The sequence below is a fragment of the Spirulina major PCC 6313 genome (assembly GCF_001890765.1).
Taxonomy (GTDB): domain Bacteria; phylum Cyanobacteriota; class Cyanobacteriia; order Cyanobacteriales; family Spirulinaceae; genus Spirulina; species Spirulina major.
In genome coordinates this window covers 3,278,662-3,304,738 of the sequence record NZ_KV878783.1, presented here as the reverse complement: position 1 = coordinate 3,304,738, position 26,077 = coordinate 3,278,662, and the positions used below count along the sequence as shown (strand labels likewise).

The following is a 26,077-nucleotide window of genomic DNA, read 5'->3' as shown; positions in this document are numbered from 1 at the left end:
GGTTAAGGGTTGAACATAAATAGGGGTTGGGTGTCAAACCATACCTCTTGCGGAAAGGGCATTTCAGGATAGCCAACCCGTAAGAGACACAGACCTTGGGCGGGAGCCGCATACTTGACTAAGTCACGCCGTTGGTTGACCCAAATATCTGTAAAATTTTCAGGCGATCGCGTTCCGTTCCCCACTTCAAGGAGGAGCCCAACTAATAAGCGTACCATCCCATACAGAAAACCATTCGCCTGAATCTCCACATGGAGGAATTTTCCGCGTCGGTAACAGTGCGCCGCTTGCACATCCACCCAAGAATGCTGACGGTCAGAGCCGGAGCGATGGAACGCGGCAAGATGGTGACGACCCAGCAACGGATCAAGCACCTGATTCATCCGGTCGGCATCCAGGGGTAACTGATAATAATGCCAGCAGTAAGGACGCACAAACAGATTGGGATGGTGATCAGTATAAAAGCTGTAGCGATACCGTCGCCACAGGGCAGAGAAACGCGCATGCCAGCGAGGGGGGACTGAGGCTGAAGCCCGGATCGTCACGTCATCTGGCAGACGACTATTGAGCACCTTGGCCCAGCGGTGGGCTGGAATTGGGCTGTCCACTTGAAAGTGAGCAACCTGTGCTGCCGCATGAACGCCGGCATCGGTTCGACCCGCGCCATGGATGGCAACCGGATAGCCCAGCACACTGGCGATCGCATCTTCAATATCCGCTTGAACCGTGCGTTGGTTGGGTTGGCGTTGCCAGCCATGGAAGTGAGTTCCGAGGTACTGAATGACGAGGGCAACTCGTTCGGTGGAGGCCTGCGCTTGTCCTTCAGAGGTCACCGATCTCTAGGCTTCGCCCACCAACTCGATGATCGCCATTTCGGCGTTATCACCGCGACGGCGTACCGTGCGCACAATCCGGGTGTAGCCCCCGTTGCGATCGCCGTAACGATCCTTCGCACTGGCAAACAGGTTATGCACCAGTTTTTTGTCATAGATATAGCCCAAGGCCTGACGACGAGCCGCTAACGACCCATCCTTCGCCAGGGTAATCATCTTATCCGCCGTCGAACGCACCGCCTTCGCCCGTGCCTTCGTCGTTTTGATTTGACCATTGCGAATCAACTGAGTCGTCAATGCCCGGAGCATTGCCTTGCGTTGATCCGCCGGTCGCCCTAGTTCAGGAACACGACACCGATGTCGCATAATACCTCCTCATGTAAACTACAAAAACAATCAAACTGGCTCCATTCCCTAACCTAGGGTTTGGATTTTTCCTGCGGGAGTGTAATTCCCAATCGTTGCTGTAACGCTTCGATTACTTCTTCTGCCGACTTTTGACCAAAGTTTTTGATCTCTAAAAGGTCTTCTTGGGAATAGTCCAAGAGATCAGCCACCGTGTTGATTTGGGCTCGCTTCAGACAGTTATAAGCCCGCACCGACAATTGCAATTCCTCAATGGGAATTTGGCTCGTGGGGTCTTCATCCTCCTGTTGATCTTCCTGAATCGCTTCTAGAGTGAGATCTTTGAGGGGGTTGAATAATTCCACCACAATGCCTGCGGCTTGGGACAACGCTTCTTCGGGCTTAATGCTCCCATTGGTCCAGATGTCTAAAATCAAGCGATCCTTCGACATCGAGCCGTCCACCAGAGCATCTTCGACCACGTAGTTCACTTTGCTGACCGGCATAAACACCGCATCAATCTGCATGAAATCAAGGGCAGTGGCTTCGTCACGAGAGCGATCCACAGACTGGTAGCCTTTCCCCCGTTCAATCCGAAACTCCATTTCGAGCCGTGCGCCTTCGGCTAAAGTGGCCACGTACTGGTTTTTATCCACCACTTGCACTTCAGACGGTAGATCAAACTGACCGGCAGTAACCGTGTCTGGTCCTGTGGCGACAAGGCGACCGATTTGTGGCCCGGTTGCAAAGCTTTGGAACACCACTTCCTTCATATTCAGCAGAATTTCGAGAACATCTTCTCGAACCCCTGAAATAGTCGCAAATTCATGACTGACCCCGGCAATGCGAACCGCAGTGGCCGCAGCCCCTTCGAGATTTGCAAGCAACACACGACGAAGTGCATTCCCTACAGTAATGCCTTGCCCCCGTTCTAAGGGTTCAAGAACAAACTTACTGTATTGACTTTGATTTTTGTGCGTTTTGGACTCAACGCACTCAATTTGAAACTGTATCACGCCTTACAAACTCCCTTCCTTAGCTCTATCTCCGGTACCCGCTTGATCAAATCTTGGCCTAGACGCGGCGACGTTTGGGAGGGCGACAACCGTTATGGGGAATAGGCGTAACATCCCGAATTAAGGTGATTTCCAATCCTGAAGCTTGGAGTGCCCGAATTGCGGTTTCCCGACCTGCGCCAGGGCCACTGACCATGACTTCGAGTTGACGCATGCCTTGTTCAATCGCTCGGCGAGCCGCACTGTCAGCAGCGGTTTGGGCCGCAAAGGGGGTACCTTTTTTTGCGCCTTTAAACCCGCTAGACCCGGAAGAGGCCCAGGAAATGACATCGCCCTTTGTGTCGGAAATGGTCACAATCGTGTTGTTAAAAGTGGAGGTGATGTGGGCTACACCATTGGGGACGTTGCGCTTTGTTTTTTTTGTCCCGCCCTTTTTGGTTGGTCGTGCCATGGTTTCTGTCGAAATGTAATGATTGAATCAAAAAAATTGCGTCAAGAGGCGTGCGGTAGAGGGTAAAGATTGACCCTACTTCTTAGCCGCCTTTTTCTTACCGGCAACGGTGAGACGACGACCTCGGCGTGTGCGTGCGTTGGTGCGTGTCCGTTGGCCGCGGACGGGCAGTCCTTGGCGATGCCGACGGCCGCGGTAGGTGCCGATGTCAGCGAGTCGCTTGATGTTCATGGACTCCCAACGGCGCAAATCCCCTTCGATTTGGTAGTTCTCGATGCAGGTACGCAGTTTGGTAACGTCTTCATCGGCAAGGTCTTTGACGCGGGTGTCGGGATTGACACCGGTGGCGGCAAGAATTTCATGGGAGCGGGACAGGCCGATTCCATAAATGTAGGTCAAACCAATTTCAATACGTTTATCTCTGGGTAGGTCGATACCAGCAATTCGTGCCACGCTTGTTTCTCCCTAGTGTGCTATCTTGGTGGTCAATTGGAATAAGGTTTAAAATGCGGTGAAGATCTCTCTAACCTTGACGCTGCTTGTGCTTGGGGTTAGTGCAGATCACCATGACTCTGCCTCGTCGGCGAATGACGCGGCATTTTTCACAAATTTTCTTTACGGATGCTCTAACTTTCATGGGTGCTTAGGTGACACTGCAAGCTCTTAATTGTATCAAATAGGGTGCTTGTGTGCAAGACAATTGTGTGCTTGTCACAGGGACTATTTTTTACGGAGCCGGTAGGTGATGCGACCTTTGGTGAGGTCGTAGGGGGTGAGTTCTACTTTGACGCGATCGCCGGGCAGAATTTTAATGTAATTGCGACGAATTTTCCCGGAAATATGGGCTAGAACGTTAAACCCATTGTCAAGGTCAACTCGAAACATGGCGTTGGGTAACGATTCTGTTACCGTGCCTTCCATTTCAATGAGATCTTGTTTGGACAAACTGTAAACTCCTCTCTTCGCTGACAATAAAGGTGGTGATTCTGGGGATATCGGGGGAGGGTGATCAAGGTCATGGGCTGAAGTTAGCCTGGTTCCCGGTCGAGTAATAATCCCCGCTATCGTAACAAATGATGTTCTAGACTAGTCTGCAACAAGCATTTGCAAGGTTGAACCCACCTCGTCGGGGGTGCGATCGCCATCGACAATATGTAAATTTCGATCCTGATAAAACTCAATCACAGGTGCGGTTTCTTGGCGATACACGACCAAGCGATGGCGAATGGTGGCTTCGTTGTCATCCTTCCGTTGACGATTCATCAACCGATTGACAAGCACATCTTCAGGGACGGTGAGACTAATCACACAGACCCCATCTTGATGAAGTTCGGTAAGCAATTGGTCGAGGAATTGAGCCTGACTGACATTGCGGGGAAACCCATCGAGAATCCAACCGGATTGAGTATCGGATTGGCTCAGCCGCTCTCGAATCAGGTCGAGAATCAGACTGTCGGGCACAAGGTCTCCGGCATCAACGTAGGCTTTTGCCTTTTGACCTAGGGGGGTTTGGTGGGCGATCGCCCCTCGGATTATTTCTCCAGTGGAAATATGAGGGATGTTCGCCGTGGCGGCCAAGCGTTCAGCTTGGGTGCCTTTCCCGGCCCCTGGCGGCCCTAAAAAAATCAAACGTTTACTCATAGCGATCGCGAATTATCTCTTCCCAAACAACGATTCAACACCAACGGAAGTCCAGAAGGCAGCGTTACTTCTTCACCATGCCTTCATAGCGCTGCGAGATCACATAGGTTTGGATCTGCTTCGCCGTATCAATGGCAACCCCGACTAAAATCAACAAGGATGTAGATCCCAACCCCCGCAGTGTTTGAATCCCCATGGCACTTTCGACAGCGGTCGGCACCGTCGCCACCACACTCAAGAACGCTGCACCTAAGAACGTCAGGCGATTAATCACCCGCTCTAGATACTCACTGGTGGCGCGTCCGGGACGAATTCCCGGAATACTAGACCCCATTTTCTTGAGGTTTTGCGACATATCCACCGGATTCACAATCAACGATGAATAGAAGTAGCTAAAGAACAGAATTAAGGTGAAAAAGACCAGCACGTAAATCCAAGGTGTGGGGCCATCCATCCGAATGGCATTGGACACCGGGGCTAAAATCTGGTTTAAATCCCCCAAGAATCCCTCTTTACCCTGGGTAAACTGTGCCAAAGATGCCGGTAAAAATAACACCGCTGAGGCGAAAATAATCGGCATCACCCCCCCTTGATTGAGGCGGAGGGGTAGGTAGTTTGTCCGTTCACGGTAAAGACGGCGACCCACTTGGCGACGAGCGGAGATAATCGGAATTCGGCGTGTCCCTTCCTGGACAAAGACAATCCCCACAATCATCAACAAAAAGGCCAGCAGCAAAATCACGACTTTGGCAATTTCATCACGTCCGCCTTGTTGAGCGACCCCTACGGTTTGTCCCAAAATGGTCGGCAGCACCGCCACAATGTTGACGAAAATCAGCAGGGACGCACCGTTCCCAATGCCCCGTTCCGTGATCAGCTCAGAAATCCACATCACGAACATTGAACCGGCGGTGAAGGCAATCACCGTTTCAACAAAAAAGACCGGGCCCGGTTCGTAGGCGTAACTTTGTACCCAGGTTGTGAGCATCACACTTTGCAGTGCAGCCCAGCCAAGGGCAACGTAGCGGGTAATCTGAGAGATTTTGCGTCGGCCGGCTTCCCCTTCATTTTTCTGCAAATTTTCTAACGACGGGAGCGCCGCCGTGAGCAATTGCATGATGATGGAGGCATTAATGAACGGTAAGATGCCAAGGGCAAAAATACCGAGTAAGGAGAGTCCTCCGCCGGAAAATACATCTAAAAAACCAATTAACGGCGTGTCTTGGACTTCGCGACTGAAGCGAGCTAGATCGACACCGGGAACCGGTAAATAAACGCCAAGGCGGACGAGCACGAGGAGGCCAATTGTGATTAAGAGACGACCTCGTAGCCCCGCAGCTTGGGCCATTTGCATAAAGGTTTCTTGCGCCGTTGGTGTTTTATCGCGGCTGACAACCATGAAGGGTTACCTCATTGATACAGAGTTTGGGGAAGTTAAGAGCGATCGCAGGAGTTTAAAATTATCCCCACGAACTAAACATTCTGACGGCAGAACGCTGATCTAGTATGACTTACCCAGCGACAACTTCACAACTACCGCCCGCCGCCTCAATTTTCTGCCGAGCACCAGCGGTAAAAGCCGCCGCCTTCACGGTTAGCGCCACAGACAATTCACCATCGCCCAACAGTTTCAACGGGCCATCATTGGCGGTCACAATGCCACAATCCATCAATGACGCTAAGGTCACTTCAGAATTAGCCGGCAACTCAGCCAAGCGCCGCACATTCACAATCGTGAACAGCTTCGGATTAATCACCGTAAAGTGTTTTAACTTCGGAACACGCCGATACAGGGGCATTTGACCCCCTTCAAACCCCGGCTTCGTGCCGGTACCAGAGCGAGATTTTTGACCCCGCATTCCGAAACCACAACTGGCCCCTTGGCCCGCTGCAATTCCGCGGCCCACACGACGGCGGCGTTTATTTGACCCAGCCTTGGGCGTAGCATCATTAATGTTCATGATTTTTGTTCAGAGTCTTGACCCTTCAACCTTGATTCGGACAATTAGATATAAAGCTTTTCAATGGGAACATTACGCTCTTGGGCCACATCCCGGAACGTCCGCAGCGTTTCGAGAGCATCCACAGCCGCCCGCGCATTATTGAGGGGGCTGCTCGATCCAAGCTGCTTCGCCAGAATGTTCTTCACGCCCGCCAATTCTAAGACGGTACGAACAGCACCCCCAGCAATTACCCCAGTACCGGGAGCCGCTGGGCGCATCATCACCTTTGCACCGCCAGCAACGCCGCGAGCAGGATGGGTGATCGAGTTCGCCTTATTCAACGGCACATCGACTAACTGCTTCTTGCCATCCGCAACGCCTTTGCGCACTGCGCCAATCACATCTGCGGCTTTGCCAACGCCAACGCCGACTTTGCCATTTTCGTCACCGACGACAACAATTGCCCGGAAACTGAGCTTTTTACCGCCTTTGACAACCTTGCTGACCCGGCGAATTTGAATAACCCGCTCTTGAAAGAGTTCTTCTTTCTTGGTGCGGTTCCCTTTTTTACCTTTTGTTTTTGCCATCGTTACTTACTTTGTTTAAGATCACCGATTTAGAAGTCGAGACCCGCTTCACGGGCAGCCTCTGCCAAGGCCTTCACACGACCATGGTAGAGATTTCCCCCCCGGTCAAAAACAACGTGCTGAATGCCTTTGGCTTTGGCACGTTCTGCGATCAATGTGCCCACCGATGTGGATGCATCACAGTTTGCCCCCGATGGCAGATCTGTCTTGAGTTCTTTATCAAGACTAGATGCAGCGGCAAGGGTATGTTGCTGCACATCATCAATTAATTGAGCATAGATATGATTGTTGGAGCGGAAGACGGCCAAGCGAGGACGAGTGGCTGTGCCGCTAACTTTTTTCCGCAGTCGCCGGTGGCGACGGTGCAGTTGAGCTTTACGAGTTGTTTTCATGATCTATTTCTTCCCTGCCTTACCAGCTTTGCGTCGAACCACTTCGCCTTTGTAGCGAATCCCTTTGCCTTTGTAGACTTCGGGGGGGCGTACAGCCCGAATTTGAGCGGTGACGTTACCCACAATTTCTTTGTTGATGCCGCTGACCACCACTTGAGTATTTTTTTCGGCGACGGCAAACTGCACACCTTCGGGGGGTTGAATTTCAACAGGGTGACTGTAGCCGACACTGAGGACTAAGGTGGTGCCTTGCATTTGGGCACGATACCCTACCCCTTGGATGATCAGTTGCTTTTCATAGCCGTTGGACACGCCTTCGATCATGTTGGCGATCAGGGTGCGGGACAGGCCATGACGCTCGCGGCATTTGCGGCTTTCGTTGTGACGCACCACTGTGATGGTGTTGCCATCTTGATGGATGTCAACCATGCCGGGAATCTGGCGTTCAAGCTGACCTTTGGGGCCTTTGACGGCGACATGGTTGCCGTCGATGGTGACAGTAACTTTATCAGGAACGGTTATTGGACGTTTGCCAATCCGAGACATAAGCGTTTACTCCGAGGTTGGGGATAAGCGGGGGGCTACCAAATGTAGCAGAGGACTTCACCACCAATACCGCGCTGCCGGGCTTCACGATCGGTCATGATGCCGCTGGAGGTGGAGATGATGGCAATCCCGATGCCACCAAGGACACGGGGCAATTCTTTGCGGTTTTTGTAAACGCGGAGACCGGGTTTACTAATCCGTTTCAGGGTGTTGATGATCGGCTTGCGGGTACGGCCCGCGTATTTGAGGGAAAGGGTGAGTTGTTTTTTCACGCCTTCGCCTGCTTCTTCATAGTCGGCAATGAAGCCTTCGTCTTTGAGGACACGGGCGATGTCGCGTGTCATCCGAGTCGAGGGGACGTTGGTGGTGCTATGTCTCACGGCTCCGGCGTTACGGATGCGAGTGAGCATGTCGGAAATAGTGTCGTTGGCCGCCATAAGCGTGTGTGTTCCTCCTTCGTAACGGGGTTCTATTGATTACGGAAGGGCATGCCCATTTCTTTGAGCAACGCGCGACCTTCTTCGTCTGTGTTGGCGGTGGTCACGATGGAGATATCCATCCCTCGGATTTGATCGATGCTGTCGTAGTCGATCTCTGGAAAGATAAGTTGCTCACGAACGCCGAGGCTGTAGTTTCCTCGCCCGTCGAAGCTTTTGGGGCTGATGCCGCGAAAGTCACGGATGCGAGGCAGCGCTAGGCTAATTAGACGATCCAAAAAAGCGTACATGCGATCGGAGCGGAGGGTTACCATTACGCCGACGGGCATTCCTTCTCGGATTTTGAAGCCGGCGATCGCTTTTTTCGCACGGGTCACGACGGGACGTTGACCACTAATGATCGCGAGTTCACTTAATGACGATTCAAGTGCTTTCGCATTTTGAGAGGCTTCACCAAGACCCCGATTGAGGGTGATTTTATGCACCTTGGGCACTTGGTGAACGTTGGTGTACCCAAATTGCTCGGTGAGCTTGGGGACAATGGTGTCTTGGTAGAGTTGCTTAAGTCGTTGGGACATGATGGGTATTCATGGGGCAACCTGGGCTTGGTCAGGCGGCCAAATAGGTGGACTAATCGATGATTTCACCGGTTTTTTTGAGCATCCGCACTTTGCGACCGTCAGCGTTGACGGTGTAGCTGATGCGGCTCGCCACTTGCTCTTTATTGGAATAGAGCATGACGTTGGAGCTGTGAATGGGGGCTTCAAAGGTTTCAATTCGACCGGATTCGCCTTCCTGTTGGGGCTTGACGTGTTTGGTGCGAATGTTGACCCCTTTGACCACTACTTTGCTGTCGGAGGGGATTGACCGGATGATTTCCCCGACTTTGCCTTTGTCACGACCGGAGATCACTTGGACGGTGTCTCCTGCTTTGACGTGCATTTTCTGGGCTGTTTTGGGTGCGTTGCGCTTTGCTTTTGCCATTTAGATGACCTCCGGTGCCAATGAGACAATTTTGGTGTAGTTGCGATCGCGCAATTCGCGGGCAACCGGGCCAAAGACGCGGGTTCCTTTCGGATTCCCATCGTTATTGATGATCACCGCTGCATTGTCATCAAAGCGAATGCTCATGCCGCTATCCCGACGCAGGGATTGCTTGGTTCGCACAATGACAGCCGTGACCACATCGGACTTTTTAACCCCTTGGTTCGGGATTGCTTCTTTGACCACGGCGATAATGCGATCGCCAATGCCGCCATAACGGCTATTGCCTTTACCCAACACTCGCAGACACATCAGCTTACGAGCGCCGCTGTTATCGGCAACATTGAGATAGGTTTGTTGTTGAATCATTGCTCTTGAACAGGGTTAGGGAATGCTTACCGATTCGTGATTTCGAGAACTTCAGTGACCGTCCAACGCTTGGTACGACTGAGGGGGCGGCTCTCACGAATCCGGACGCGATCGCCCTCATTACACTTGTTGTCTTCGTCGTGGGCCTTATACTTTTTCGTTTTAACGACAATCTTGCCGTACTTCGGATGAGGGGCACGGTTTTCAATCGCAACAACAACCGTTTTATCCATCTTGTTGCTGACCACCAAACCCACACGTTCTTTAACCGCCATCGTTGCTTACTCCTCTGCTGTAGTAGTTGGGGTAGATTGAGTTAACTGCCGCTCCCGTTCAACGGTGAGCAACTGAGCGATCCAATGGCGCGTGTGTTTGAACTCATGGGGGGTTTCAAGACGACGAGTCGCCTGTTGAAGCCGCAACTCAAATAGTTTTCGTTTCGCGCTCACAATCTCCGTTGATAATTCCTCATCACTGAGCTTGCGCGCATCTGCAACCTTAGGTAGTGCCATCGTTAACTTTCAACCTCCTTACGGGTGATGAACTTCGTCTTAATCGGGAGCTTCTGAGAAGCCAGACGCATCGCTTCTCGTGCCACTTCCTCAGACACACCATTCATCTCAAACATAATGCGACCCGGCTTCACCACAGCCACCCAAAACTCAGGCGACCCTTTCCCGGAACCCATCCGGGTTTCCGCCGGACGCATCGTCACCGGCTTATCCGGGAAAATGCGAATCCAAATTTTGCCACCCCGGCGCACATAACGAGTCATGGCGCGTCGAGCAGCCTCAATTTGGCGAGAGGTAATCCAGGACGGTTCAATCGCTTGGAGGGCAAAATCGCCAAAATTCAGCGTCGTGCCGCCCTTCGCTAGCCCTTTCATCCGACCGCGTTGTTGTTTGCGGAATTTTGTTCTTCTGGGACTTAACATAATGTGCTTGTGTTAAAAATGACTCGTAACATTCCGGCCCGGTGCATCACCGCTTATTCCGAGCGGTCTTCAAACTGGCGGTTACGGCGTTGACGACGCGCAGGTTGTTGGCTCGGTGTGGCTGCCGCCAATTCTTCTTGACCTGGGATGATTTCGCCTTTGAAGACCCAAACCTTAATCCCCAGAATGCCGTAAATGGTTTTAGCCGTGCGGTAGGCGTAGTCAATATCAGCCCGGAGGGTATGGAGAGGGACACGGCCTTCCCGCGTCCATTCAGTCCGCGCAATTTCTGCCCCGTTGAGGCGACCCCCCACTTGGATTTTGATGCCTTGCACCTCAGCCCGTTGGGCCCGTTGAATGGCTTGGCGCACAACCCGGCGGAAGGAAACCCGACGTTCGAGTTGTTGGGCGATATATTCGGCAATCAAGACCGAATCCGCATCAACGCGGGCCACTTCGATCACATTGACGCGAATTTGGCGGGTGCCACCGAGGAGTTGCTGGAGTCCAGTGCGGAGGGCTTCAATGCCGCTACCGCCACGACCCACGACAACACCCGGACGGGCGGTATGGATTTCGAGGTCGATTTGATCGGCTTTGCGTTCGATGCGCACGTCAGAAATCCCTGCATTGCTGAGATTCGCTTGGACATGTTCACGAATTTTGTGGTCTTCTTGGAGTAGTTCTGGATAGCGCTTGCGGTCAGCGAACCACCGAGACCGGTGTTCTTTGATAACGCCAAGGCGAAAGCCAGTTGGATGTACTTTTTGTCCCACGGTTGTGTTCCTCTTATTCGTCGTCTAGGGCGGGGGCAACGGCAACGGTAATGTGACACGTTGGCCGTTGGATTTGATAGGCTCGACCTTGGGCGCGGGCCCGGAAGCGTCTGAGTTTGGGGCCTTGGTCGGCATAGGCACTGCTGACCATTAAGGTGCTGGGATCTAAACCGTTGTTATGTTCGGCATTGGCAACGGCAGACCGTAGCACTTTCAAGATCGGGCCGCAGGCGCGGTAGGGCATGAATTCAAGGATGATTAATGCCTCACGATAGGAGCGGCCTCGAATTTGGTCGAGGACGCGCCGGACTTTGTTGGGGGACATCCGGATGTAGCGGGCGATCGCTTTTACTTCTTCTCTGGTATCTACTGCCATGATTTTCTCCCGTTAGCGTCTCGCTTTTTTGTCACTTTTGGCATGACCCCGGAACGTCCGCGTCGGCGCGAATTCGCCCAGTTTGTGGCCCACCATCTGTTCATTGACATAGACGGGCACATGCTGACGACCGTTATGGACAGCGATGGTATGACCCACCATTTGGGGCAACACCGTGGACGCACGTGACCAGGTTTTGATCACCTGTTTTTCATTTTTAGCGTTGAGCTTTTCAATTTTGGAAAGCAGGCTATCGGCCACGAATGGCCCTTTTTTTAAGGAACGACCCATAGGTACTTGTGGTTTGAGTGGTTAACAATGTGGTTGAGGATTAGGCATTCCGACGGCGGATGATGAAGCGATCGCTCGGCTTATTCTTCTTGCGCGTCTTCCGTCCCAAGGCAGGCTTACCCCAAGGCGTTACCGGGCCACTCCGACCAATCGGCGCGCGCCCTTCACCCCCACCATGGGGGTGATCCACCGGGTTCATTGCACTCCCGCGCACTTGGGGACGACGACCTAAATGGCGCATCCGCCCCGCTTTCCCTAGGCTCAAGTTCCGGGCCTCAGCATTGCCCACTCGACCCAACGTGGCATAGCACTCGCGGCGTACCATGCGGACTTCTTTTGAGGGGAGTTTAATGGTGACATAATCCCCTTCCTTCGCCACCAATTGTGCGGCGGCTCCAGCGGAGCGCACCATTTGTCCACCGCGACCCGGCAAGAGTTCAATATTATGAATCTCACTCCCCAGGGGCATATTCGAGAGCGGCAACGCATTCCCCGTTTCAAAGGGAGAATCCGGCCCAGCAATAATGCTCGCGCCCACTTTCAAGCCATCGGGGCAGAGAATATAGCGTTTTTCGCCATCCTCATAAACCACAAGGGCAATCCGCGCATTGCGGTTGGGATCGTATTCGATCGCATCCACGGTCGCGGGCATATTGCGCTTATCGCGTCGGAAATCGATCTGACGGTACAGGCGTTTATGACCGCCCCCCCGTCGCCGACTGGTGATCACACCGCGATTATTGCGGCCTTTCTTCCGGTGCTTGTATTTAGTAAGAGATTTTTCCGGTTTGGACTTGGTGATATCGGCGAAGTCAGATACGCTGGCTTCCCGTGTCCCCGGAGTCATTGGTCTGAAAGAACGAATACCCATGTTCAGTTACGTGCTCTGCAAGGCTTACTGCGCGACGAGATGTCGCTGGTTTTGGTCTTAGACATCGGAGAAGAGGACAATTTCATCCCCTTCTGCTAGGGTGACGATCGCGCGTTTATATTGCGCTTTATACCCAATAAATTTACCGACCCGCTTTTTGCGTCGGGGGGGCAGATGCGTATTCACCTTCGTGACCGTGACATCAAAGAGAGACTCGATCGCGGCCCGGATTTGTGGCTTGGTCGCTTTCGGAAGCACATCAAACACATACTTGTTTTGCTCAAGCATGATCGTGGCTTTTTCCGTGACCACCGGCTTTAAAATCATATCCGCCAGTTGGCGGGGGTCGTAATTAGTCACAATACACCTCCTGAATTTTGGCGATCGCCGCATCCGTTGCCACAATTTTGCTCACCGTCAACAGATCGTGAATATTGAGGTTTGTGGCCAAAATCATCGTCAGGTTGGCAATATTGCGCCCCGACAGATACAGCGTTTCATGGGGTTCGTGGGTAATCAGTAACACCCGCTTCTCAAGGGTCACATCCCAACGCGCCAACGCCGTCACCAGATCCTTCGTTTTCGGGCTGGTTAACTCTGCGGCGAAGTCCTGCACCACCACCAAATCCTCAATCCGGCTATTAAACGCCGTGCGCAACGCCAAACGGCGTTCCTTGCGGTTCATTTTTTGGCTATAGTCGCGAGGCTTCGGCCCAAAAATGACCCCACCCCCACGCCATAACGGCGAGCGAATCGACCCGGCACGCGCCCGACCCGTTCCCTTTTGCCGCCAGGGCTTGCGTCCACCCCCGCGCACTTCCGCACGGGTTTTCGTGGATGCGGTTCCCTGCCGCGCATTGGCCAGTTGGCGCACGAGAGCGCGGTGAACGATATGCGCCGCATTTTCTTCTTTGGCCACAGGGAGATCTAACGTCGTTTCGCCGACCGCCTCACCCTGCCAATTTTTTACAACACAATTAACCATTGTCTAACTTGTCTTTCCACTGTATACAGACCGAACCGTCTAGCCGACGATATTTGCAGGCACGATGCTCAACACATTGCCGGGCTTTCCTGGAATCGCACCGCGAACGAGCAACAGATTCTTTTCAGTATCAACGCGGACAACCTGCAATTTGCGAATGGTCACTTTCGTGTTGCCGTATTGCCCTGCCATTTTCTTCCCTGGGAAAATCCGACCGGGAGTCGTACCGGGCCCCGTGGAGCCTGGGAGACGGTGGTTTTTGGAACCGTGGGACATGGGTCCGCGTCTAAAGTTATGCCGTTTTTGATACCCAGCAAAACCGCGACCAATGGTTTTACCCGACACATCAACGAGTTGACCGGGGGTAAAAATATCGGCGCTTAAGGCTTGACCCAGTTCAAAACTGCTGACATCGTCGAGGCGATATTCTTTTAGGTGACGCAGGGGAGCAGCGTTCGCTTTGCTGAGATGACCGAGTTCAGGCTTGGTTAAGGCTTTTTCTTTAACTTCCTGATAGCCAATCTGGACTGCTGTGTAGCCGTCCGTTTGCTTTTGTTTAATTTGAGTAATAGTGCATGGTCCCGCTTGAATGACGGTAACGGGAATCGAAGCGCCAGATTCTCGGTCGAAAATCTGGGTCATGCCTAGCTTGGTGCCGAGGATACCGACAGACACGGGTTTAGCCCTCTCTTTCTCTAAACAACACGTTAAATAAAACAAACTGATAAACCGGGAGGTCGCACCAATGACGAGACGAATAAGCGTCGGTGAATCGCTGCCCTTCAGACAGATTCAGTCCGTCCGACCTGCTTGAGGGTGAACGGAAACAAAATTGAAGTGTCTTGGTTTTAGCCCGATGGGGGCAGGTTGTGGTGGAGAACAGGAGCATTCGTTCGCTGTTCCCTAGACCCGTTGGGTACTCTGGACTTGAAACGCAAGGGTTATGAGCTTTCAGTATCCGTGGGTGAGTACGCTTTGAACGCTTTGGATTTAGTAACGCTTGTTACTAGATGGCCGCGTTTAAGGTCACAATCGCTTACTATAACGGTTTTGACACACCAAGTCAAGACTGCAAACTTGGAGGAGGCCGAGACAAGGGTTGAGATCGCAGCGGTCGGGGAATGGGCGCGATCGCAGTCCCATGCCGATGGAGGTTCTACGGTTAACCGCCTGATCCGTTGGGAAGCTCTGGGGCTTTAGCGCGGGGTTGCTTGTTGCTTAATATAAGATAAAGAGAGCGCATTGCAATCTGAGCGACATTCATACGTTAGTGAAGAATTGGAAAAGAAGATATGGCACTGTTGACAACGGGTAAAGCGTTTATCAAAGGCTTAGAGCAGTCCGGAGCCGTGGGGATTTATGCGCCCTTAGAAGGAGGCTACGAAGGTCGGTATCAGCGGCGACTCCGGGCGGCGGGGTATCAGACTTTGAACCTGACGGCTAGAGGCTTGGGGGATGTGGCGGCCTATCTGATGGGTATCCATGGGGTACGTCCGCCGCACTTGGGGAAGAAGACGATCGGCCAAGGGGCGATGGTGGGGGAAATCTACTATGTGCCGCCGATCGCTCTGACGCAGCTCGAAAATCTGCCGCCGAATTCCAAGGGCTTGGTGCTTTGGATTATTGAGGGAATGGTGTTGTCGAATCAGGAGCGCGAGTATTTGATCAATCTGCCGCGCACGGAACCGAGAATTAAGGTGGTGCTGGAGTTGGGGGGCGATCGCTCTTTCCGATGGTTGCCGCTCCAAGAGGCGATCGCAGCCTAGTCCAGGTGGGGGCGCGGCGATGATGAAGCCAGCAGAGTCATCCTTTCCACCCTCAGAGGATTCGGATCAGGCCGATGATCAGAGGATTGATGTATTACTTGCGGAGGTTGAACGCGCAGTGAGTTCACAAACGCCAGGACAACCCAATCATCAACCGGACGATCCCGCTGCTTTGTTGGCGGAATTGCAGGCGGAGTTTGCCCAAAAACAAACCCCGGCAGACCCGGATGAGCTTGATCTCGAAGGGTTTGCCCGGCAACAGCGTCGCCCTGCCCCCCCGGATGAAGCGGATGCAACGGTGGCGGATCTTTTAGCTGAAGTGCAAGGGGAGTTTCGCCAACGCCAAGGGGCTAAGCCGTCAGCACGTGAGCTGCGATCGCCAACTCCCCCCACCGATGAGGTGCAAGCCCTCCTCGCCGACTTGCAAACCGAATTTAGCCAGAAACCCTTACCCCCGATCGAACTACCCACCCGCAAAACCTCAGCGGCAACGGATGGCGTGATTACCCAAATGAAGCGGGAGTTTGAGGCCAACCGCTGCCCTCCCCCCCCTGACCCGAAGATTGACCATCTCCTGGATGATCTCAAAGGCGAGTTTAAACAGATTGACACCGCTGCCCAGATCAAGCAACAGGAAGCGATCTTGCGGGAACATCGGCAACGGGAATGGGAACGGCAACAACGCCGCAAAGCGATCGCTCAAAAAGCCGCCGCTTGGCTGAAAGACCTCGACCCCTATTCCGATGAAGGGCTGTGGTTTGAAGAATTTGCCTACAACTATCCATCCAAACAGGATGCTGCTATTGACTACCTCGAAGCCCTTTGGACTCAGCCTTAGGATCACGACCCATCTGCATCGGTGGGTTACGACGGATTGCTGAATTGCCGTTTTAATCCAATGAACTGTTTCAGCTAAAGCTGTGTATTAGAAAATCGCTGAAATTCTCTACAATGCGAAAAAAAATCAAAATTCTATTGCACTATTTTAGCTAAAATAGTGCACTACAGGAAAACACTATTTTAGCTGTGCCATGACATGAGGGGACATCGTGCAACGATGGGCGGGGCGATCGCAACTAGGGTGTTGCCGATTCTTGCCAGCGGAATCTCCCTGCTCTGACGGGATTGCGATCGCAATCCTGAGCGTCTAGCTCCCTTCCCTTTGCTACACTTGCCACTGTTGCCCTGCACCTTTGGAGATCTTCTATGGCTCGTACCGCATCCACCATGCTCCCCCTTGGCACACCCGCTCCAGATTTTGCCCTCCCGGATACCGTTTCTGATCGGGTCATTTCCCTTGCCGATTTTAGCGATCGCCATGCCCTCTTAGTGATGTTCATTTGTGAACATTGCCCCTTCGTGAAGCAGATCCAAAACCAACTCGCCCAACTCGGCCGCGACTATCAGGATCGCCCCCTGGGTATTGTCGCCATTAGCTCCAACGATGTGGAACATTACCCCCAAGATTCCCCCGATCGCCTCAAAGCCATGGCCGAATCCCTAGGGTTCACCTTCCCGGTGTGTTACGACGAAACCCAAGCCGTCGCCCATGCCTATACCGCTGCTTGTACGCCGGACTTTTTCTTGTTTGATCGCGATCGCACCTTGGTCTATCGTGGTCAACTCGATGACAGTCGCCCCGGTAATGACCAGCCCGTCACAGGGGCAGATCTGCGCAGTGCGATCGATGCCGTCTTAAGTAATCAACCTGTCCCCCCCGATCAAAAACCGAGTATCGGCTGTAACATCAAGTGGAAACCCGGCAACGCACCGAAACTTTAACACCAGCCTGAATTTAGTCGGTGCAGAGATCCCATCGAGATAGTGGGATTGGGTGGGGGGTTGATCGGGGGCCATTGGGCCGATGGGGTTGAGGCGGATCGGCAAATCGAAACCATCCCTACTCTTGGGGTGATGGCTAACTGGCCTTTAGGGGTGATAATCCCGGATAATGGAAGCCGATTCCAACCGTCTTTAAATCCAATCAATTTTTAAATTACATGACGATTCCAACCTCTTTAGAAGACGCGATTCAACAGTCAAAAGCCGCGACCCTGACCGCCCTAGAGAGTGGCTGCCAAAGGATTCAGGTGGATCTGGTGTTTCCTGAAATTGCGCTCCAAGCCCAGGCGATCGCTCGCCAATATACAGAACTGTTTGCCCACTATGGCAGTGGTTTGAAGGTGCTGTTTGCCGATACGGGGGCGGCAGCGTTGGCCCGGCGAGATTGGGGCGAGACGGAGTTTCGGGTTAATGATCTGGGGAGCCGCTTCACCCCCGTGACGACCAAAATTAGCGATACTGATGAGATTTATCTGGTGGTATGTCCCTCGTCGGTGGAAGTGGAAGCGGTGGAAAAACTCTGCAACGCCACGGAGGGGAAGCCGGTGGTGATTTTGATTCCTCAGTTGGAAAGTGTGGCGACGGTGGGGATTGGTTATGCGGCGCGGCAGTTGCGCGATCGCTTCCTCAGCACCCTCGAAACCGCCTACTACATCCGACCCTTCGAGGGGGGCGTGGTGTTTCGGCAGTTTCCTAGCCTGTGGCAAGTGTGGCTAGCTGCTGAAACCGAGGCAGAGGAAGGGTATGAACTAATCGCAGAAGAACCCCAACGCCCCGCCGGAGAAGGCTTAGAGCGTATTCTTCTCCGCCATGCCCAAGGCAATGCCGAACCGGGGGCAGTGCAGCCGAAAAAAATGGGGGTGCTCGGCAGTTTGCAGCAACTGTTCCGGGCGTTGAGCCAATAGGGCATTAGGGGGACGGAAACGGGGGGTGATGGAGGGTTTGTTCGAGATGGAGCAGGTGGCGGCGGATGGGGGCGATCGCATCCCGTTCCACGGAGATCGCCGTTAACCCCGCTGCCACCAAGCGTTTTAACTGGTGTGGCTGTAAATTTAATGTTGAGCTACAGAGGGACACCGGCAACCGCAGACGATGGGCCGTCAGGATCAAGAATTCGATCGCACTCCACACCGCCGGATGATCCGTCAACGGAGGCAGGGACAGCGCCATAGCATCGGCCTCATACCCCAACAGCAACTGCCCTAAATCCCGCGGCCCGATGGCCACACCCTGGGCCCCGGCGGCTTGATAGTCAGCGAGTTGGAACAGGATCGACGGGACTTCTGCCATTAACCACAGTTCAAACTGGGGATGATCGCACAGTCCCACTTTTAGCAGGCGATCGCGAGCCGCTTGGAATTCCGCGACACTGCGCACAAAGGGTAAAATTATGCGCACATTACCATAGTCCTGTTGCAGGGTGTGAATTGCTTGGAGTTCAATGTCAAACAGTTGGCTATTGTGGGCATAGACGGCGGTTCCCCGCAGGCCCAGCAAGGGATTCACCCCCACCGTGGGGAGATGGGGTAAGGGGGGAAATTCCAGCGATCGCCAGTCCGTCGAGCGATAGAACACCGGGCGCGGAGCCATCGCCGCCACCACCGGACGCAACCAGGCCACCCACTGCCGGATCAATTGCTCCGGCCGATCGAGCCAACGCTGAATTGAATCCGGATCGAGGGCGGCCGGGCCGCCATGATGGCTGTGGAAGAGGGACAACATCATTAATTCAGACCGAATCAACCCCACGCCATCAATGGGCAAGTCCGCCCAGCGATGCAGGAGGTGGGGCTGGTTGAGGTTGAGCCAAACTTGGGTTTGGGTGGAGCCGGGGGCGGGGGCGATCGGGGGAGTGTCCTGGGGGATGGGGGCGAGGGCGTTGAGAAAGATCCCGTGGCGATCGCTGTCTAACCAGGCCTGAGATACCGTCGCCAAGCGTTGTAATGCCTGGGGAACTCCCACCAAGGCCGGAATTCCCAATTCCCGCGCCACTAACGCCCCATGACTCGTCATCTGCGGCTGCTCTAGCACCAACCCCCCTGCCCGATGTAAATGGGGTAACCAGGCCATGGCCATCGTTGCCGCCACCCAAATCGCCCCATCGGGGAATGTCTGAGGGAGGAGATCTTCGTGATCAATGCAAAACACCGGAGCATAGACAGACCCGGAGGATGCACAGATTCCCGTGACCAAGGCTTTGGGATCTACGCCTGTGCTGTGGATTGGGTGGGAGTCCGGACGACCAATGGGGGGATAGGGTGTATAACCGGTTATGGTGATAAACCCATCGGGCATCATCCAGGTGAGGCGACAATGATTATGGCCCTGTTGGCGCAGGCGGTGGGCGATCGCGACTAAAGTATCTCGATGCTGTGGGGATAGCAGGGGTTGCCCCTCTGCCATTGCTGGACAGAGCACATCTTGGACACACACCGGCACTGTCGGAACCGAGGCAATTAACCAGGCCCGCTTTTGCTGGCTCGGTGACCAGGTTGTTTCCTTTTCCCCGCTGCCGCCGTACACCTCTGCTCCCACCCCATAGCCCAAGGTCACATCGGGCACGCCATGGATCACCTCAAGCTGCCATTGCTGATCCGTGAGGGTTAGGGTTCCCGTCATGGCCGTTGGTGGAGCGGCTTGGATGATCACGCCCAGGCGCAATTGTGCGATCGCCACCCCTTGACGATGCCAATAGAGCAAATTTCGCGCCGCAAATACCTCACTCCACACTGCTTGTATGGTTCGTTGTACCAGCCTCGGATGGTTCAAACACCAGGGCGATCGCAGCATCTGTTCCACCGCCACCCCGCAATGCTCCCCATAGACCAGCGACGGCAGCACCCGCACCACCCCACAGCCCAACCCCGCCAACCCTTCCCCCAAGGTCATCAACCACTGGGGCGTTACCTCCCACCCTTGGATCTGTTGACGCACCTTCTGGGCAATATGACGCACCACCTGATATTGACGACTATCAAAATGCAGCGACCCATCCAACAACCCCAACAACAACGGCTCCTGCTCACTGACCGCCCCCAAGCAATCCGTCCACCCATCCACCGCAATCACCATCGCCGGGGCAATCCGCTCACCCTCATGGGCCAACCGACTCAAGGCTGCGGCAACATCACCCACCTCTTCACGACCCAAAACAGAAGAACGATCCAACCAAACGATATGCATCGGTCTAAGCATGTGAAACGATATGCGATCTAACGATAGGCGACAGATCGCCCCGACAATAGTGCAAATTGAAGGGATCAAGCCCATGGCAGTATATCCGTCTCTACCCTGAGCGCCAGAGTCTTACCTCACCCTTCCCGCCTGCTCTCCCTGTCACCCGCCCTCAGCCCAGCTTTACACCTCAGCCCGACATCGAAAATCCCACCCCCTCCCATACCCTATCGATTGTACAGAACATGCTCGTTGGGCAAGACGGTCCCAAGGTGCGATCGCACCATCCCGCCCCGGCTGATTCAGTGGGATCGATCCATCGATTCAACGCAGTCTGGTCCATCGTTGCCCTAACCCCGGTGGCCTGAGATCCTCCTGTGGTACGCTGCAATTTTACCCCTTTGGGTTAAGCACGGCTGGTTAGCAAGGCGCAAAAACCGGATTAACATCCCACCGTCTCGGCTAGAATGCTGCCCGAAGGACGCTGTGACCAACCTTACCATGCATGCTATTCCGGGCAATATCGACCCCCAAAACCCCATAATCATCACTGATTCAAGCCTTTATGCCATGATTTCAGGGTTGCCAGAAAACACCCAGCGCAATCGAGAAAACATGTATCCCCATGGTCTTTTGCTTTTCTTAATATCACCCTTGACAAAATTTCAGTGAACTAGACTTTTTTCGACTTTGCTGTAAAATTTAAACCCAAAATCCAGACACTAACCACCCCCTTGTTAATTGTGGAAAAAACCGCCGCTAATTCCGTCGAGCCGACCCCAGTGCAATCCGTCGAGACCCCCGATTCGGGGCCGACGCTGCACATTGTCGGAGGACATCCCCTCTCCGGTCACGTCAAAATCAGCGGGGCAAAAAATTCAGTCCTTGCCATTATGGCTGCCACCCTCCTGTGCCCGGATGATTGCGTTCTCCGCAATGTCCCTAACCTGACGGATATTCAACGGATGAACCAAGTGCTTGAATCCCTAGGGATTAAAATCCAGCACGAAGGCGATCGCCTCACCCTCGACACCCGACACATCAGCACCTCCAAAGCCCCCTACGAGTTAGTCTCGAAACTCCGCGCCAGTTTCTTCATCATCGGCTCGCTCGTGGCTCGCCTGGGGACAGCCCGCGTCCCCCTACCGGGAGGCTGTGCGATCGGAGCGCGTCCTGTCGATCTCCATGTGCGAGGCCTACAAGCCCTCGGTGCTCATGTTCGCATTGAACACGGCATCGTCCATGCCGACGTGCCCGGCGGACGCTTGAAAGGAGGCAATATTTACCTTGACTATCCCAGTGTCGGGGCAACGGAAACCCTAATGATGGCCGCCACCCTCGCTGACGGTGAGACCATTATTGAAAACGCCGCCCAAGAACCCGAAGTGGCCGACCTCGCCAATTTCTGCCGCGCCATGGGAGCCAAAATTCGCGGTGCAGGAACCAATACAATCACCATCTCTGGGGTTCCCTATCTTCACAGCGTGGACTATGCCATCATTCCCGATCGCATCGAAGCCGGAACCTTCCTCGTTGCCGGTGCGATCACCCAATCGGAACTAACCATCGGCCCCGTGATCCCCGACCATCTCAGCCCCGTCCTGGCTAAACTGCGGGAAATGGGATCGGACGTGGTGGCCGAAGGTCTGAATCAACTGCGGATTATTCCCAATTGTCGCAAAGCAACGGACATTGAAACCCTCCCCTATCCAGGGTTTCCCACGGATATGCAAGCGCAGTTCATGGCCCTGATGACCCTCTCGGAAGGCAACAGCGTCATCACAGAAACGGTGTTTGAAAACCGGATGCGCCATGTGGCGGAACTGGTGCGGATGGGCGCGGATATCCGGGTCAAGGGGCAAAACGCCATTATCAAAGGCGTGCCCTTCCTGTCCGGTGCGCCGGTGCTGGCGACGGATTTACGGGCTTCGGCGGCGTTGGTGTTGGCGGGTTTGGCGGCCAATGGCAAAACGATTGTGAAAGGTCTCCATCACCTCGATCGCGGCTACGATAACCTCGAAACGAAACTCCAAGGCATTGGGGCCAAGTTAGAGCGCGTCGCTGCACTGGATCACGCCGAAGCGTAGACCGTTTTTCCCGATCAATTCAGACTTTCACCGGCTTCACGCTAAATACATTAAGGGTGCTGGATGAGGATGGGTGAAGCCTGCGGAAGTTTGAGGGACTGGACGTGTTTTTTCAGGGTTCGGCGTTGTAAACCACGCTTATCACTCTGGCAAGAGAATAAAGACGATTCAGCCTGGAGCGGCGTGATTAGCGGCGGCGATCGCGGCGGCGGCGATAGTCGGCACTTTGGCGATATTCGTTGATCAGGTCTAGGGCCCGTTGTCGCATTCGGGTGTGGCGATCGATGCCCTCGAAGCTGTAGCGGTTTAAGCCGTTTTCGAGGATGTAGGTTTCGAGGTATTGGACGCGATCGCTCGTATCCGGGTGCGTCGATAACCATGCGGGCGGGCTGGGCTTGTTCATCGCGTCAAGGGTGGCCATCAGGTTCCGCACCCCATCTGCGGCATAACCGCTGGCGGCGAGCATCCGAGTGCCAAGGCGATCTGCCTGCCGTTCCATGCCGCGACTGTAGCCGAAGACGAGTAGATTCGTGGCGAGACCGCCGAAGGGGACATACTGGGCGAGGTTGGCGGTGAATTGCCCTTTGGTCACCAGTTGAAAGCCGTGGGACAGGGCGGAATGGGAAATTTCGTGGGCGATCAGGCCCGCGAGTTCGGCTTCGGTTTCGGTTTCGAGAATGGCTCCGGCGTTGATGAAGATTTTGCCGCCAGGGAGGGCGAAGGCGTTGAGGGTGTCATCAAGGATGATGTTGAATTCATAGGTAAATTCGTCGCGGCCGGTGGTTTGGGCGAGGGCTTGCCCGATTTCGTCCACGTAGCCCAGCAGCAGCGGATCATCCACCATCGGCGCGACTTCTTTGACGCGGTTGGCGATGCGATCGCCGATTTTCTCTTCCCCATCGAGGAGAATAATAGCGGTTTCCACAGCGGAGATGGGGCCGAAAATATTCCCCGTCACCGCAAACCCCACAATTCCGGTCAAAATATTGGCGATCGCATTGCCCCGAATCCGGCTCCGTAACTTCCGCTCATAGCGTTCAAAGGTCTCATCGGCAATCAGGCTAAAGGCTTCCGCTTGGGGATGATCCGGATTGAGGATCGTAAACTGACGCGCCAACAATGACGCATCGAGCCATTCTTCCGCTTCCCGTTTGGCATCAATCGTCATCATCAGTAGCTCTGGCTGATCCGGGTAACGATTGGCGGCCTGTTCGAGAATTTCTATGGCGCGTTCATTTTGGTTGCGATCGCGCAATTCTTGGGCATAGCTCACATAGGCCGGGATAAATTCCGGCTGCTCTTCAAGGAGTAAATCCAGCGGCGCGAAAATCTTACTGGTTAAATTCGCGGCAACGCCCTCTTGGTGGGTGCGCCAATAGACCCCAGCAGCGGGGGATAGCAGGTCAGGATCGGTAATCGCGGCAACGTGGGCCGCGTGTTCGCCGGACTGCTCCAAGGCAAACGGCTCTTTGGCTGCTTGATAAAACTCCACCGCCGTCGGCAGATCTGCGGCCCCAAAGGCGCGATCGCCCTGACGCAGCAATTCATGACGGGCGCGGTCATCCGGAGTCAATGCAAACGACCCAAACCCCGTTTCCCCCCACGGATCGGGACTTTTGAGGGGAATGGTTGAAATGGCTGCCTCGGCTTCCGGCTCCGCTGGGGTTGCGTCGATGTCCTCATCGACAGGGGGAGCGGTCGCGTCCGGTTCTGCTTGGGCCGTGGGTCTGGGTTCGCTCGGCATCGGCTCGGCGGGAACTGCTACGGCCAACGGTTCCGGCTCGAACGCGATCGCTGTCGGGATGTCTTGGGGGGAGGGTGGGGTAATGATGCTCGGAATTGCCGCTGGGGTCGCTGGGGAAGCCGCGATCGCAATTTCATCGGACTCTAGCGGCGGTTCGAGTGCGATCGCCGCTTCAGCACTGATGAAACCGAGGGGAAGCAGGAGGATAGACCAAGCCAGTTTCATAGGGCAACTCTTTCAACATTCAACACAACTATGCCCCATCGTGACGTAAAAACCGCCCAGTTGTTGCCGCTTGGATCACAACGGTTACAATCCGCGTTGGGAAGACTTTGTGTGAAGATGGAGGGTGATTGAGCACCCGGCATCGGCGGGGATGGTGAGATTCCAGCGGCAGACTTATGAATCATTTTCAGACTCAACCTGAAGCCCATGATGTGGTCTTGGGGGGACAAGCCCTAACCCCGGATGGCCTGGTGTTAGGGGGCTTTTCCGGTGTGCAAACGCGCCTCCGGAACCCCCAAGAAGCCGTGCGACGGGCGGCGCTAGTTGAAGCGATGCAACAGGGCGATCGCGGCGTGGCTCTCGTGCTCAATGCCCTGCAAGATCACAGTCCCCGTGTCCAATGGACAGCTTATCAACTGCTGCAAGACTGGGCGGTGACGATCGCAGACACCCTCGAACAGGAGCGGTGGTATGTGAAAATTTTGCTGACGTTGCGATCGTTCAATCCCTGGCCCCTGTTTAGTAACCTCCTCAGCATCCAAGCCCACAGCCAACCCATCACCGGACTCGCGATCAGCCCCGACGGCCAAACCCTGATCAGCAGCAGCCTCGATAAAACGATCAAACTCTGGCACGTTCCCACCGGGCAACTGCGCCACACCCTTGTCGGGCATTCGGATTGGGTCTCTGCGATCGCCCTCACCCCCGACGGCACTACCCTCGCCAGCGGCAGCATGGATCGCAGCATCAAACTTTGGGATCTCACCACCCCCCAACTGCAACGCATTTTCACCAGTCCCAACAGTTTCGTGAAAGCGATCGCCATCAGTCCCGACCAACAGACCATCCTCAGCGGCGGCGTTGATGGTATGCTCACCCTCTGGGACAGTGACAGCGGCCAAATCCGCCAGCACCTCATCGGCCATCACAGCGTCATCCAAGCCGTCTGTTTCAGCCCCGATCAACGCTTTGCCGCCAGTGGCAGCGCCGACGGGGTGATCCTGCTCTGGGATTTAGCCACCGGACGCGCGATCGCCACCCTCCACGGCCACCTCAACAGCATCACCAGCCTTGTCTGGCATCCCGAACAATCCGCCCTGATCAGCAGCAGCACCGACAAAACCCTGATCCTCTGGGATATTAAACACCAGACCCTTCAGCATCGTTTCATTGGCCATTTGAATGAAATTCACGCCCTTTGTCTCAGTAATAATGGCAAAACCATCATGAGTAGTGGATCAGATGCTGCGATCAATATTTGGAACCTCCGAACCCGCAAACTTCAACACACCTTAGTCGGCTATCAAAGCTCCGTACTTTCGCTGGCCAGTAACCAGGGTGGCACTCAAATCATCAGTGGAAGTATGGATGGCAAAATCAATGTTTGGGGTGTGAAAGATTAGTGCTAGCAAGGCTTTGAGGTGTCTACCTCATACCCATGGAAGACCTCACCCCTCATCCC

Annotated in this window: 36 protein-coding genes; 7 read left to right on the top strand and 29 right to left on the bottom strand. The window is 54.3% G+C overall.

Features of this window, described 5'->3' with window-relative positions; all coding sequences use genetic code 11:
• Positions 1-2: 2 nt before the first annotated feature.
• From truA to rplC, 27 genes are all read right to left on the bottom strand, one after another.
• The gene (truA, locus tag SPI6313_RS14535) at positions 3-833 is read right to left on the bottom strand and encodes a tRNA pseudouridine(38-40) synthase TruA (protein ID WP_072621647.1); all 831 of its coding nucleotides are present in this window, start codon (positions 831-833) and stop codon (positions 3-5) included.
• Between the two features lie 6 nt (positions 834-839).
• Complete coding sequence (gene rplQ / locus SPI6313_RS14530; RefSeq protein ID WP_072621646.1) at positions 840-1,199, bottom strand: 50S ribosomal protein L17; 360 nt, start codon at positions 1,197-1,199, stop codon at positions 840-842.
• Between the two features lie 53 nt (positions 1,200-1,252).
• A complete protein-coding gene (locus tag SPI6313_RS14525) occupies positions 1,253-2,194 on the bottom strand; it encodes a DNA-directed RNA polymerase subunit alpha (RefSeq protein WP_072621645.1) in 942 nt (313 codons plus the stop codon).
• Positions 2,195-2,252: 58 nt separating this feature from the next.
• On the bottom strand, positions 2,253-2,645 hold the full coding sequence (gene rpsK, locus SPI6313_RS14520; protein WP_072621644.1) for a 30S ribosomal protein S11: 393 nt from the start codon (positions 2,643-2,645) through the stop codon (positions 2,253-2,255).
• A 75-nt stretch (positions 2,646-2,720) separates the two neighbouring features.
• Positions 2,721-3,098: a 30S ribosomal protein S13 gene (rpsM, locus tag SPI6313_RS14515; RefSeq protein WP_072621643.1), complete on the bottom strand. Its 378-nt coding sequence runs from the start codon at positions 3,096-3,098 to the stop codon at positions 2,721-2,723.
• Positions 3,099-3,168: 70 nt separating this feature from the next.
• On the bottom strand, positions 3,169-3,282 hold the full coding sequence (gene rpmJ / locus SPI6313_RS14510) for a 50S ribosomal protein L36 (RefSeq protein WP_015178722.1): 114 nt from the start codon (positions 3,280-3,282) through the stop codon (positions 3,169-3,171).
• Positions 3,283-3,365: 83 nt separating this feature from the next.
• Entirely contained in the window at positions 3,366-3,590 is a 225-nt protein-coding gene (infA, locus tag SPI6313_RS14505) for a translation initiation factor IF-1 (protein ID WP_006276978.1), read from the bottom strand.
• A 141-nt stretch (positions 3,591-3,731) separates the two neighbouring features.
• A complete protein-coding gene (locus SPI6313_RS14500) occupies positions 3,732-4,286 on the bottom strand; it encodes an adenylate kinase (RefSeq protein WP_072621642.1) in 555 nt (184 codons plus the stop codon).
• A 64-nt stretch (positions 4,287-4,350) separates the two neighbouring features.
• Positions 4,351-5,685: a preprotein translocase subunit SecY gene (secY, locus tag SPI6313_RS14495; RefSeq protein ID WP_072621641.1), complete on the bottom strand. Its 1,335-nt coding sequence runs from the start codon at positions 5,683-5,685 to the stop codon at positions 4,351-4,353.
• 112 nt (positions 5,686-5,797) lie between these two features.
• The gene (gene rplO / locus SPI6313_RS14490; protein ID WP_072621640.1) at positions 5,798-6,247 is read right to left on the bottom strand and encodes a 50S ribosomal protein L15; all 450 of its coding nucleotides are present in this window, start codon (positions 6,245-6,247) and stop codon (positions 5,798-5,800) included.
• Between the two features lie 44 nt (positions 6,248-6,291).
• On the bottom strand, positions 6,292-6,816 hold the full coding sequence (gene rpsE / locus SPI6313_RS14485) for a 30S ribosomal protein S5 (RefSeq protein ID WP_072621639.1): 525 nt from the start codon (positions 6,814-6,816) through the stop codon (positions 6,292-6,294).
• A gap of 29 nt (positions 6,817-6,845) precedes the next feature.
• Entirely contained in the window at positions 6,846-7,208 is a 363-nt protein-coding gene (gene rplR, locus SPI6313_RS14480; protein ID WP_072621638.1) for a 50S ribosomal protein L18, read from the bottom strand.
• A 3-nt stretch (positions 7,209-7,211) separates the two neighbouring features.
• Complete coding sequence (gene rplF / locus SPI6313_RS14475) at positions 7,212-7,754, bottom strand: 50S ribosomal protein L6 (RefSeq protein ID WP_072621637.1); 543 nt, start codon at positions 7,752-7,754, stop codon at positions 7,212-7,214.
• A gap of 35 nt (positions 7,755-7,789) precedes the next feature.
• Positions 7,790-8,191: a 30S ribosomal protein S8 gene (rpsH, locus tag SPI6313_RS14470; protein ID WP_072621636.1), complete on the bottom strand. Its 402-nt coding sequence runs from the start codon at positions 8,189-8,191 to the stop codon at positions 7,790-7,792.
• Between the two features lie 32 nt (positions 8,192-8,223).
• Positions 8,224-8,769: a 50S ribosomal protein L5 gene (gene rplE / locus SPI6313_RS14465; RefSeq protein WP_072621635.1), complete on the bottom strand. Its 546-nt coding sequence runs from the start codon at positions 8,767-8,769 to the stop codon at positions 8,224-8,226.
• Between the two features lie 52 nt (positions 8,770-8,821).
• Complete coding sequence (gene rplX, locus SPI6313_RS14460; RefSeq protein ID WP_072621634.1) at positions 8,822-9,175, bottom strand: 50S ribosomal protein L24; 354 nt, start codon at positions 9,173-9,175, stop codon at positions 8,822-8,824.
• On the bottom strand, positions 9,176-9,544 hold the full coding sequence (rplN, locus tag SPI6313_RS14455) for a 50S ribosomal protein L14 (RefSeq protein WP_072621633.1): 369 nt from the start codon (positions 9,542-9,544) through the stop codon (positions 9,176-9,178).
• Positions 9,545-9,570: 26 nt separating this feature from the next.
• A complete protein-coding gene (gene rpsQ / locus SPI6313_RS14450) occupies positions 9,571-9,819 on the bottom strand; it encodes a 30S ribosomal protein S17 (RefSeq protein WP_072621632.1) in 249 nt (82 codons plus the stop codon).
• A gap of 6 nt (positions 9,820-9,825) precedes the next feature.
• Positions 9,826-10,056 carry a 50S ribosomal protein L29 gene (gene rpmC / locus SPI6313_RS14445; protein WP_072621631.1) on the bottom strand — a complete coding sequence of 77 codons (231 nt, stop codon included), beginning with the start codon at positions 10,054-10,056 and terminating at the stop codon, positions 9,826-9,828.
• A gap of 2 nt (positions 10,057-10,058) precedes the next feature.
• Positions 10,059-10,478 (bottom strand): 50S ribosomal protein L16, encoded by a 420-nt coding sequence (rplP, locus tag SPI6313_RS14440; RefSeq protein WP_072621630.1) that lies wholly within the window; start codon positions 10,476-10,478, stop codon positions 10,059-10,061.
• A gap of 53 nt (positions 10,479-10,531) precedes the next feature.
• On the bottom strand, positions 10,532-11,254 hold the full coding sequence (gene rpsC / locus SPI6313_RS14435) for a 30S ribosomal protein S3 (RefSeq protein WP_072621629.1): 723 nt from the start codon (positions 11,252-11,254) through the stop codon (positions 10,532-10,534).
• 13 nt (positions 11,255-11,267) lie between these two features.
• The gene (gene rplV / locus SPI6313_RS14430; protein ID WP_072621628.1) at positions 11,268-11,630 is read right to left on the bottom strand and encodes a 50S ribosomal protein L22; all 363 of its coding nucleotides are present in this window, start codon (positions 11,628-11,630) and stop codon (positions 11,268-11,270) included.
• Positions 11,631-11,642: 12 nt separating this feature from the next.
• Positions 11,643-11,921, bottom strand: coding sequence for a 30S ribosomal protein S19 (gene rpsS, locus SPI6313_RS14425; protein WP_072621627.1), 279 nt, complete (start codon positions 11,919-11,921; stop codon positions 11,643-11,645).
• Positions 11,922-11,961: 40 nt separating this feature from the next.
• The gene (gene rplB, locus SPI6313_RS14420; RefSeq protein WP_072621626.1) at positions 11,962-12,792 is read right to left on the bottom strand and encodes a 50S ribosomal protein L2; all 831 of its coding nucleotides are present in this window, start codon (positions 12,790-12,792) and stop codon (positions 11,962-11,964) included.
• Between the two features lie 57 nt (positions 12,793-12,849).
• Positions 12,850-13,152: a 50S ribosomal protein L23 gene (locus tag SPI6313_RS14415; RefSeq protein WP_072621625.1), complete on the bottom strand. Its 303-nt coding sequence runs from the start codon at positions 13,150-13,152 to the stop codon at positions 12,850-12,852.
• Positions 13,145-13,777, bottom strand: coding sequence for a 50S ribosomal protein L4 (gene rplD, locus SPI6313_RS14410; protein WP_072621624.1), 633 nt, complete (start codon positions 13,775-13,777; stop codon positions 13,145-13,147). The genes SPI6313_RS14415 and rplD overlap by 8 nt, the downstream gene beginning before the upstream one ends.
• Before the next feature lie 39 nt (positions 13,778-13,816).
• Positions 13,817-14,452 carry a 50S ribosomal protein L3 gene (gene rplC / locus SPI6313_RS14405; RefSeq protein WP_072621623.1) on the bottom strand — a complete coding sequence of 212 codons (636 nt, stop codon included), beginning with the start codon at positions 14,450-14,452 and terminating at the stop codon, positions 13,817-13,819.
• 617 nt (positions 14,453-15,069) lie between these two features.
• On the opposite strand from rplC, the gene ndhN reads away from it, so the two are divergent.
• The 4 genes from ndhN (at position 15,070) to SPI6313_RS14385 (ending at position 18,290) form a co-directional block, all read left to right on the top strand.
• Positions 15,070-15,543, top strand: coding sequence for an NAD(P)H-quinone oxidoreductase subunit N (gene ndhN / locus SPI6313_RS14400; RefSeq protein WP_072621622.1), 474 nt, complete (start codon positions 15,070-15,072; stop codon positions 15,541-15,543).
• Between the two features lie 118 nt (positions 15,544-15,661).
• Entirely contained in the window at positions 15,662-16,381 is a 720-nt protein-coding gene (locus tag SPI6313_RS14395) for a salt stress protein, Slr1339 family (RefSeq protein ID WP_139276649.1), read from the top strand.
• Between the two features lie 368 nt (positions 16,382-16,749).
• Positions 16,750-17,325 carry a thioredoxin family protein gene (locus SPI6313_RS14390; RefSeq protein ID WP_072621620.1) on the top strand — a complete coding sequence of 192 codons (576 nt, stop codon included), beginning with the start codon at positions 16,750-16,752 and terminating at the stop codon, positions 17,323-17,325.
• 218 nt (positions 17,326-17,543) lie between these two features.
• Complete coding sequence (locus SPI6313_RS14385; RefSeq protein WP_072621619.1) at positions 17,544-18,290, top strand: DUF1995 family protein; 747 nt, start codon at positions 17,544-17,546, stop codon at positions 18,288-18,290.
• Positions 18,291-18,294: 4 nt separating this feature from the next.
• Here the strand turns inward: SPI6313_RS14385 and SPI6313_RS14380 are convergent, their stop codons facing one another.
• Complete coding sequence (locus SPI6313_RS14380; protein ID WP_072621618.1) at positions 18,295-20,568, bottom strand: putative PEP-binding protein; 2,274 nt, start codon at positions 20,566-20,568, stop codon at positions 18,295-18,297.
• A gap of 492 nt (positions 20,569-21,060) precedes the next feature.
• On the opposite strand from SPI6313_RS14380, the gene SPI6313_RS24040 reads away from it, so the two are divergent.
• Positions 21,061-21,231: a hypothetical protein gene (locus SPI6313_RS24040; RefSeq protein ID WP_217650615.1), complete on the top strand. Its 171-nt coding sequence runs from the start codon at positions 21,061-21,063 to the stop codon at positions 21,229-21,231.
• 110 nt (positions 21,232-21,341) lie between these two features.
• Positions 21,342-22,646, top strand: a complete 1,305-nt coding sequence (murA, locus tag SPI6313_RS14375) for a UDP-N-acetylglucosamine 1-carboxyvinyltransferase (RefSeq protein WP_072623155.1) — start codon at positions 21,342-21,344, stop codon at positions 22,644-22,646.
• Positions 22,647-22,833: 187 nt separating this feature from the next.
• Here the strand turns inward: murA and SPI6313_RS14370 are convergent, their stop codons facing one another.
• Positions 22,834-24,615: a M48 family metalloprotease gene (locus tag SPI6313_RS14370; protein ID WP_072621617.1), complete on the bottom strand. Its 1,782-nt coding sequence runs from the start codon at positions 24,613-24,615 to the stop codon at positions 22,834-22,836.
• Between the two features lie 176 nt (positions 24,616-24,791).
• On the opposite strand from SPI6313_RS14370, the gene SPI6313_RS14365 reads away from it, so the two are divergent.
• On the top strand, positions 24,792-26,018 hold the full coding sequence (locus SPI6313_RS14365) for a WD40 repeat domain-containing protein (RefSeq protein ID WP_072621616.1): 1,227 nt from the start codon (positions 24,792-24,794) through the stop codon (positions 26,016-26,018).
• The last annotated feature ends 59 nt before the right edge of the window (positions 26,019-26,077 follow it).

Coding starts and splice junctions, on each gene's coding strand:
- rpsK (WP_072621644.1), bottom strand. CDS start 2,645: ATGGCACGACCAACCAAAAAGGGCGGGACAAAAAAAACAAAGCGCAAC.
- rplO (WP_072621640.1), bottom strand. CDS start 6,247: ATGAACATTAATGATGCTACGCCCAAGGCTGGGTCAAATAAACGCCGC.
- rpsQ (WP_072621632.1), bottom strand. CDS start 9,819: ATGGCGGTTAAAGAACGTGTGGGTTTGGTGGTCAGCAACAAGATGGAT.
- SPI6313_RS14365 (WP_072621616.1), top strand. CDS start 24,792: ATGAATCATTTTCAGACTCAACCTGAAGCCCATGATGTGGTCTTGGGG.
- rplN (WP_072621633.1), bottom strand. CDS start 9,544: ATGATTCAACAACAAACCTATCTCAATGTTGCCGATAACAGCGGCGCT.
- rplB (WP_072621626.1), bottom strand. CDS start 12,792: ATGGGTATTCGTTCTTTCAGACCAATGACTCCGGGGACACGGGAAGCC.
- rpsS (WP_072621627.1), bottom strand. CDS start 11,921: ATGGGTCGTTCCTTAAAAAAAGGGCCATTCGTGGCCGATAGCCTGCTT.
- rpsE (WP_072621639.1), bottom strand. CDS start 6,816: ATGGCAAAAACAAAAGGTAAAAAAGGGAACCGCACCAAGAAAGAAGAA.
- SPI6313_RS14370 (WP_072621617.1), bottom strand. CDS start 24,615: ATGAAACTGGCTTGGTCTATCCTCCTGCTTCCCCTCGGTTTCATCAGT.
- ndhN (WP_072621622.1), top strand. CDS start 15,070: ATGGCACTGTTGACAACGGGTAAAGCGTTTATCAAAGGCTTAGAGCAG.
- rplE (WP_072621635.1), bottom strand. CDS start 8,769: ATGTCCCAACGACTTAAGCAACTCTACCAAGACACCATTGTCCCCAAG.
- SPI6313_RS14500 (WP_072621642.1), bottom strand. CDS start 4,286: ATGAGTAAACGTTTGATTTTTTTAGGGCCGCCAGGGGCCGGGAAAGGC.
- rplX (WP_072621634.1), bottom strand. CDS start 9,175: ATGGCAAAAGCAAAGCGCAACGCACCCAAAACAGCCCAGAAAATGCAC.
- rplD (WP_072621624.1), bottom strand. CDS start 13,777: ATGGTTAATTGTGTTGTAAAAAATTGGCAGGGTGAGGCGGTCGGCGAA.
- rplV (WP_072621628.1), bottom strand. CDS start 11,630: ATGGCAGTAGATACCAGAGAAGAAGTAAAAGCGATCGCCCGCTACATC.
- rplF (WP_072621637.1), bottom strand. CDS start 7,754: ATGTCTCGGATTGGCAAACGTCCAATAACCGTTCCTGATAAAGTTACT.
- rplR (WP_072621638.1), bottom strand. CDS start 7,208: ATGAAAACAACTCGTAAAGCTCAACTGCACCGTCGCCACCGGCGACTG.
- SPI6313_RS14390 (WP_072621620.1), top strand. CDS start 16,750: ATGGCTCGTACCGCATCCACCATGCTCCCCCTTGGCACACCCGCTCCA.
- SPI6313_RS14385 (WP_072621619.1), top strand. CDS start 17,544: ATGACGATTCCAACCTCTTTAGAAGACGCGATTCAACAGTCAAAAGCC.
- rpmJ (WP_015178722.1), bottom strand. CDS start 3,282: ATGAAAGTTAGAGCATCCGTAAAGAAAATTTGTGAAAAATGCCGCGTC.
- rpmC (WP_072621631.1), bottom strand. CDS start 10,056: ATGGCACTACCTAAGGTTGCAGATGCGCGCAAGCTCAGTGATGAGGAA.
- SPI6313_RS14380 (WP_072621618.1), bottom strand. CDS start 20,568: ATGCATATCGTTTGGTTGGATCGTTCTTCTGTTTTGGGTCGTGAAGAG.
- rplQ (WP_072621646.1), bottom strand. CDS start 1,199: ATGCGACATCGGTGTCGTGTTCCTGAACTAGGGCGACCGGCGGATCAA.
- rpsH (WP_072621636.1), bottom strand. CDS start 8,191: ATGGCGGCCAACGACACTATTTCCGACATGCTCACTCGCATCCGTAAC.
- rplP (WP_072621630.1), bottom strand. CDS start 10,478: ATGTTAAGTCCCAGAAGAACAAAATTCCGCAAACAACAACGCGGTCGG.
- secY (WP_072621641.1), bottom strand. CDS start 5,685: ATGGTTGTCAGCCGCGATAAAACACCAACGGCGCAAGAAACCTTTATG.
- SPI6313_RS24040 (WP_217650615.1), top strand. CDS start 21,061: ATGCATGCTATTCCGGGCAATATCGACCCCCAAAACCCCATAATCATC.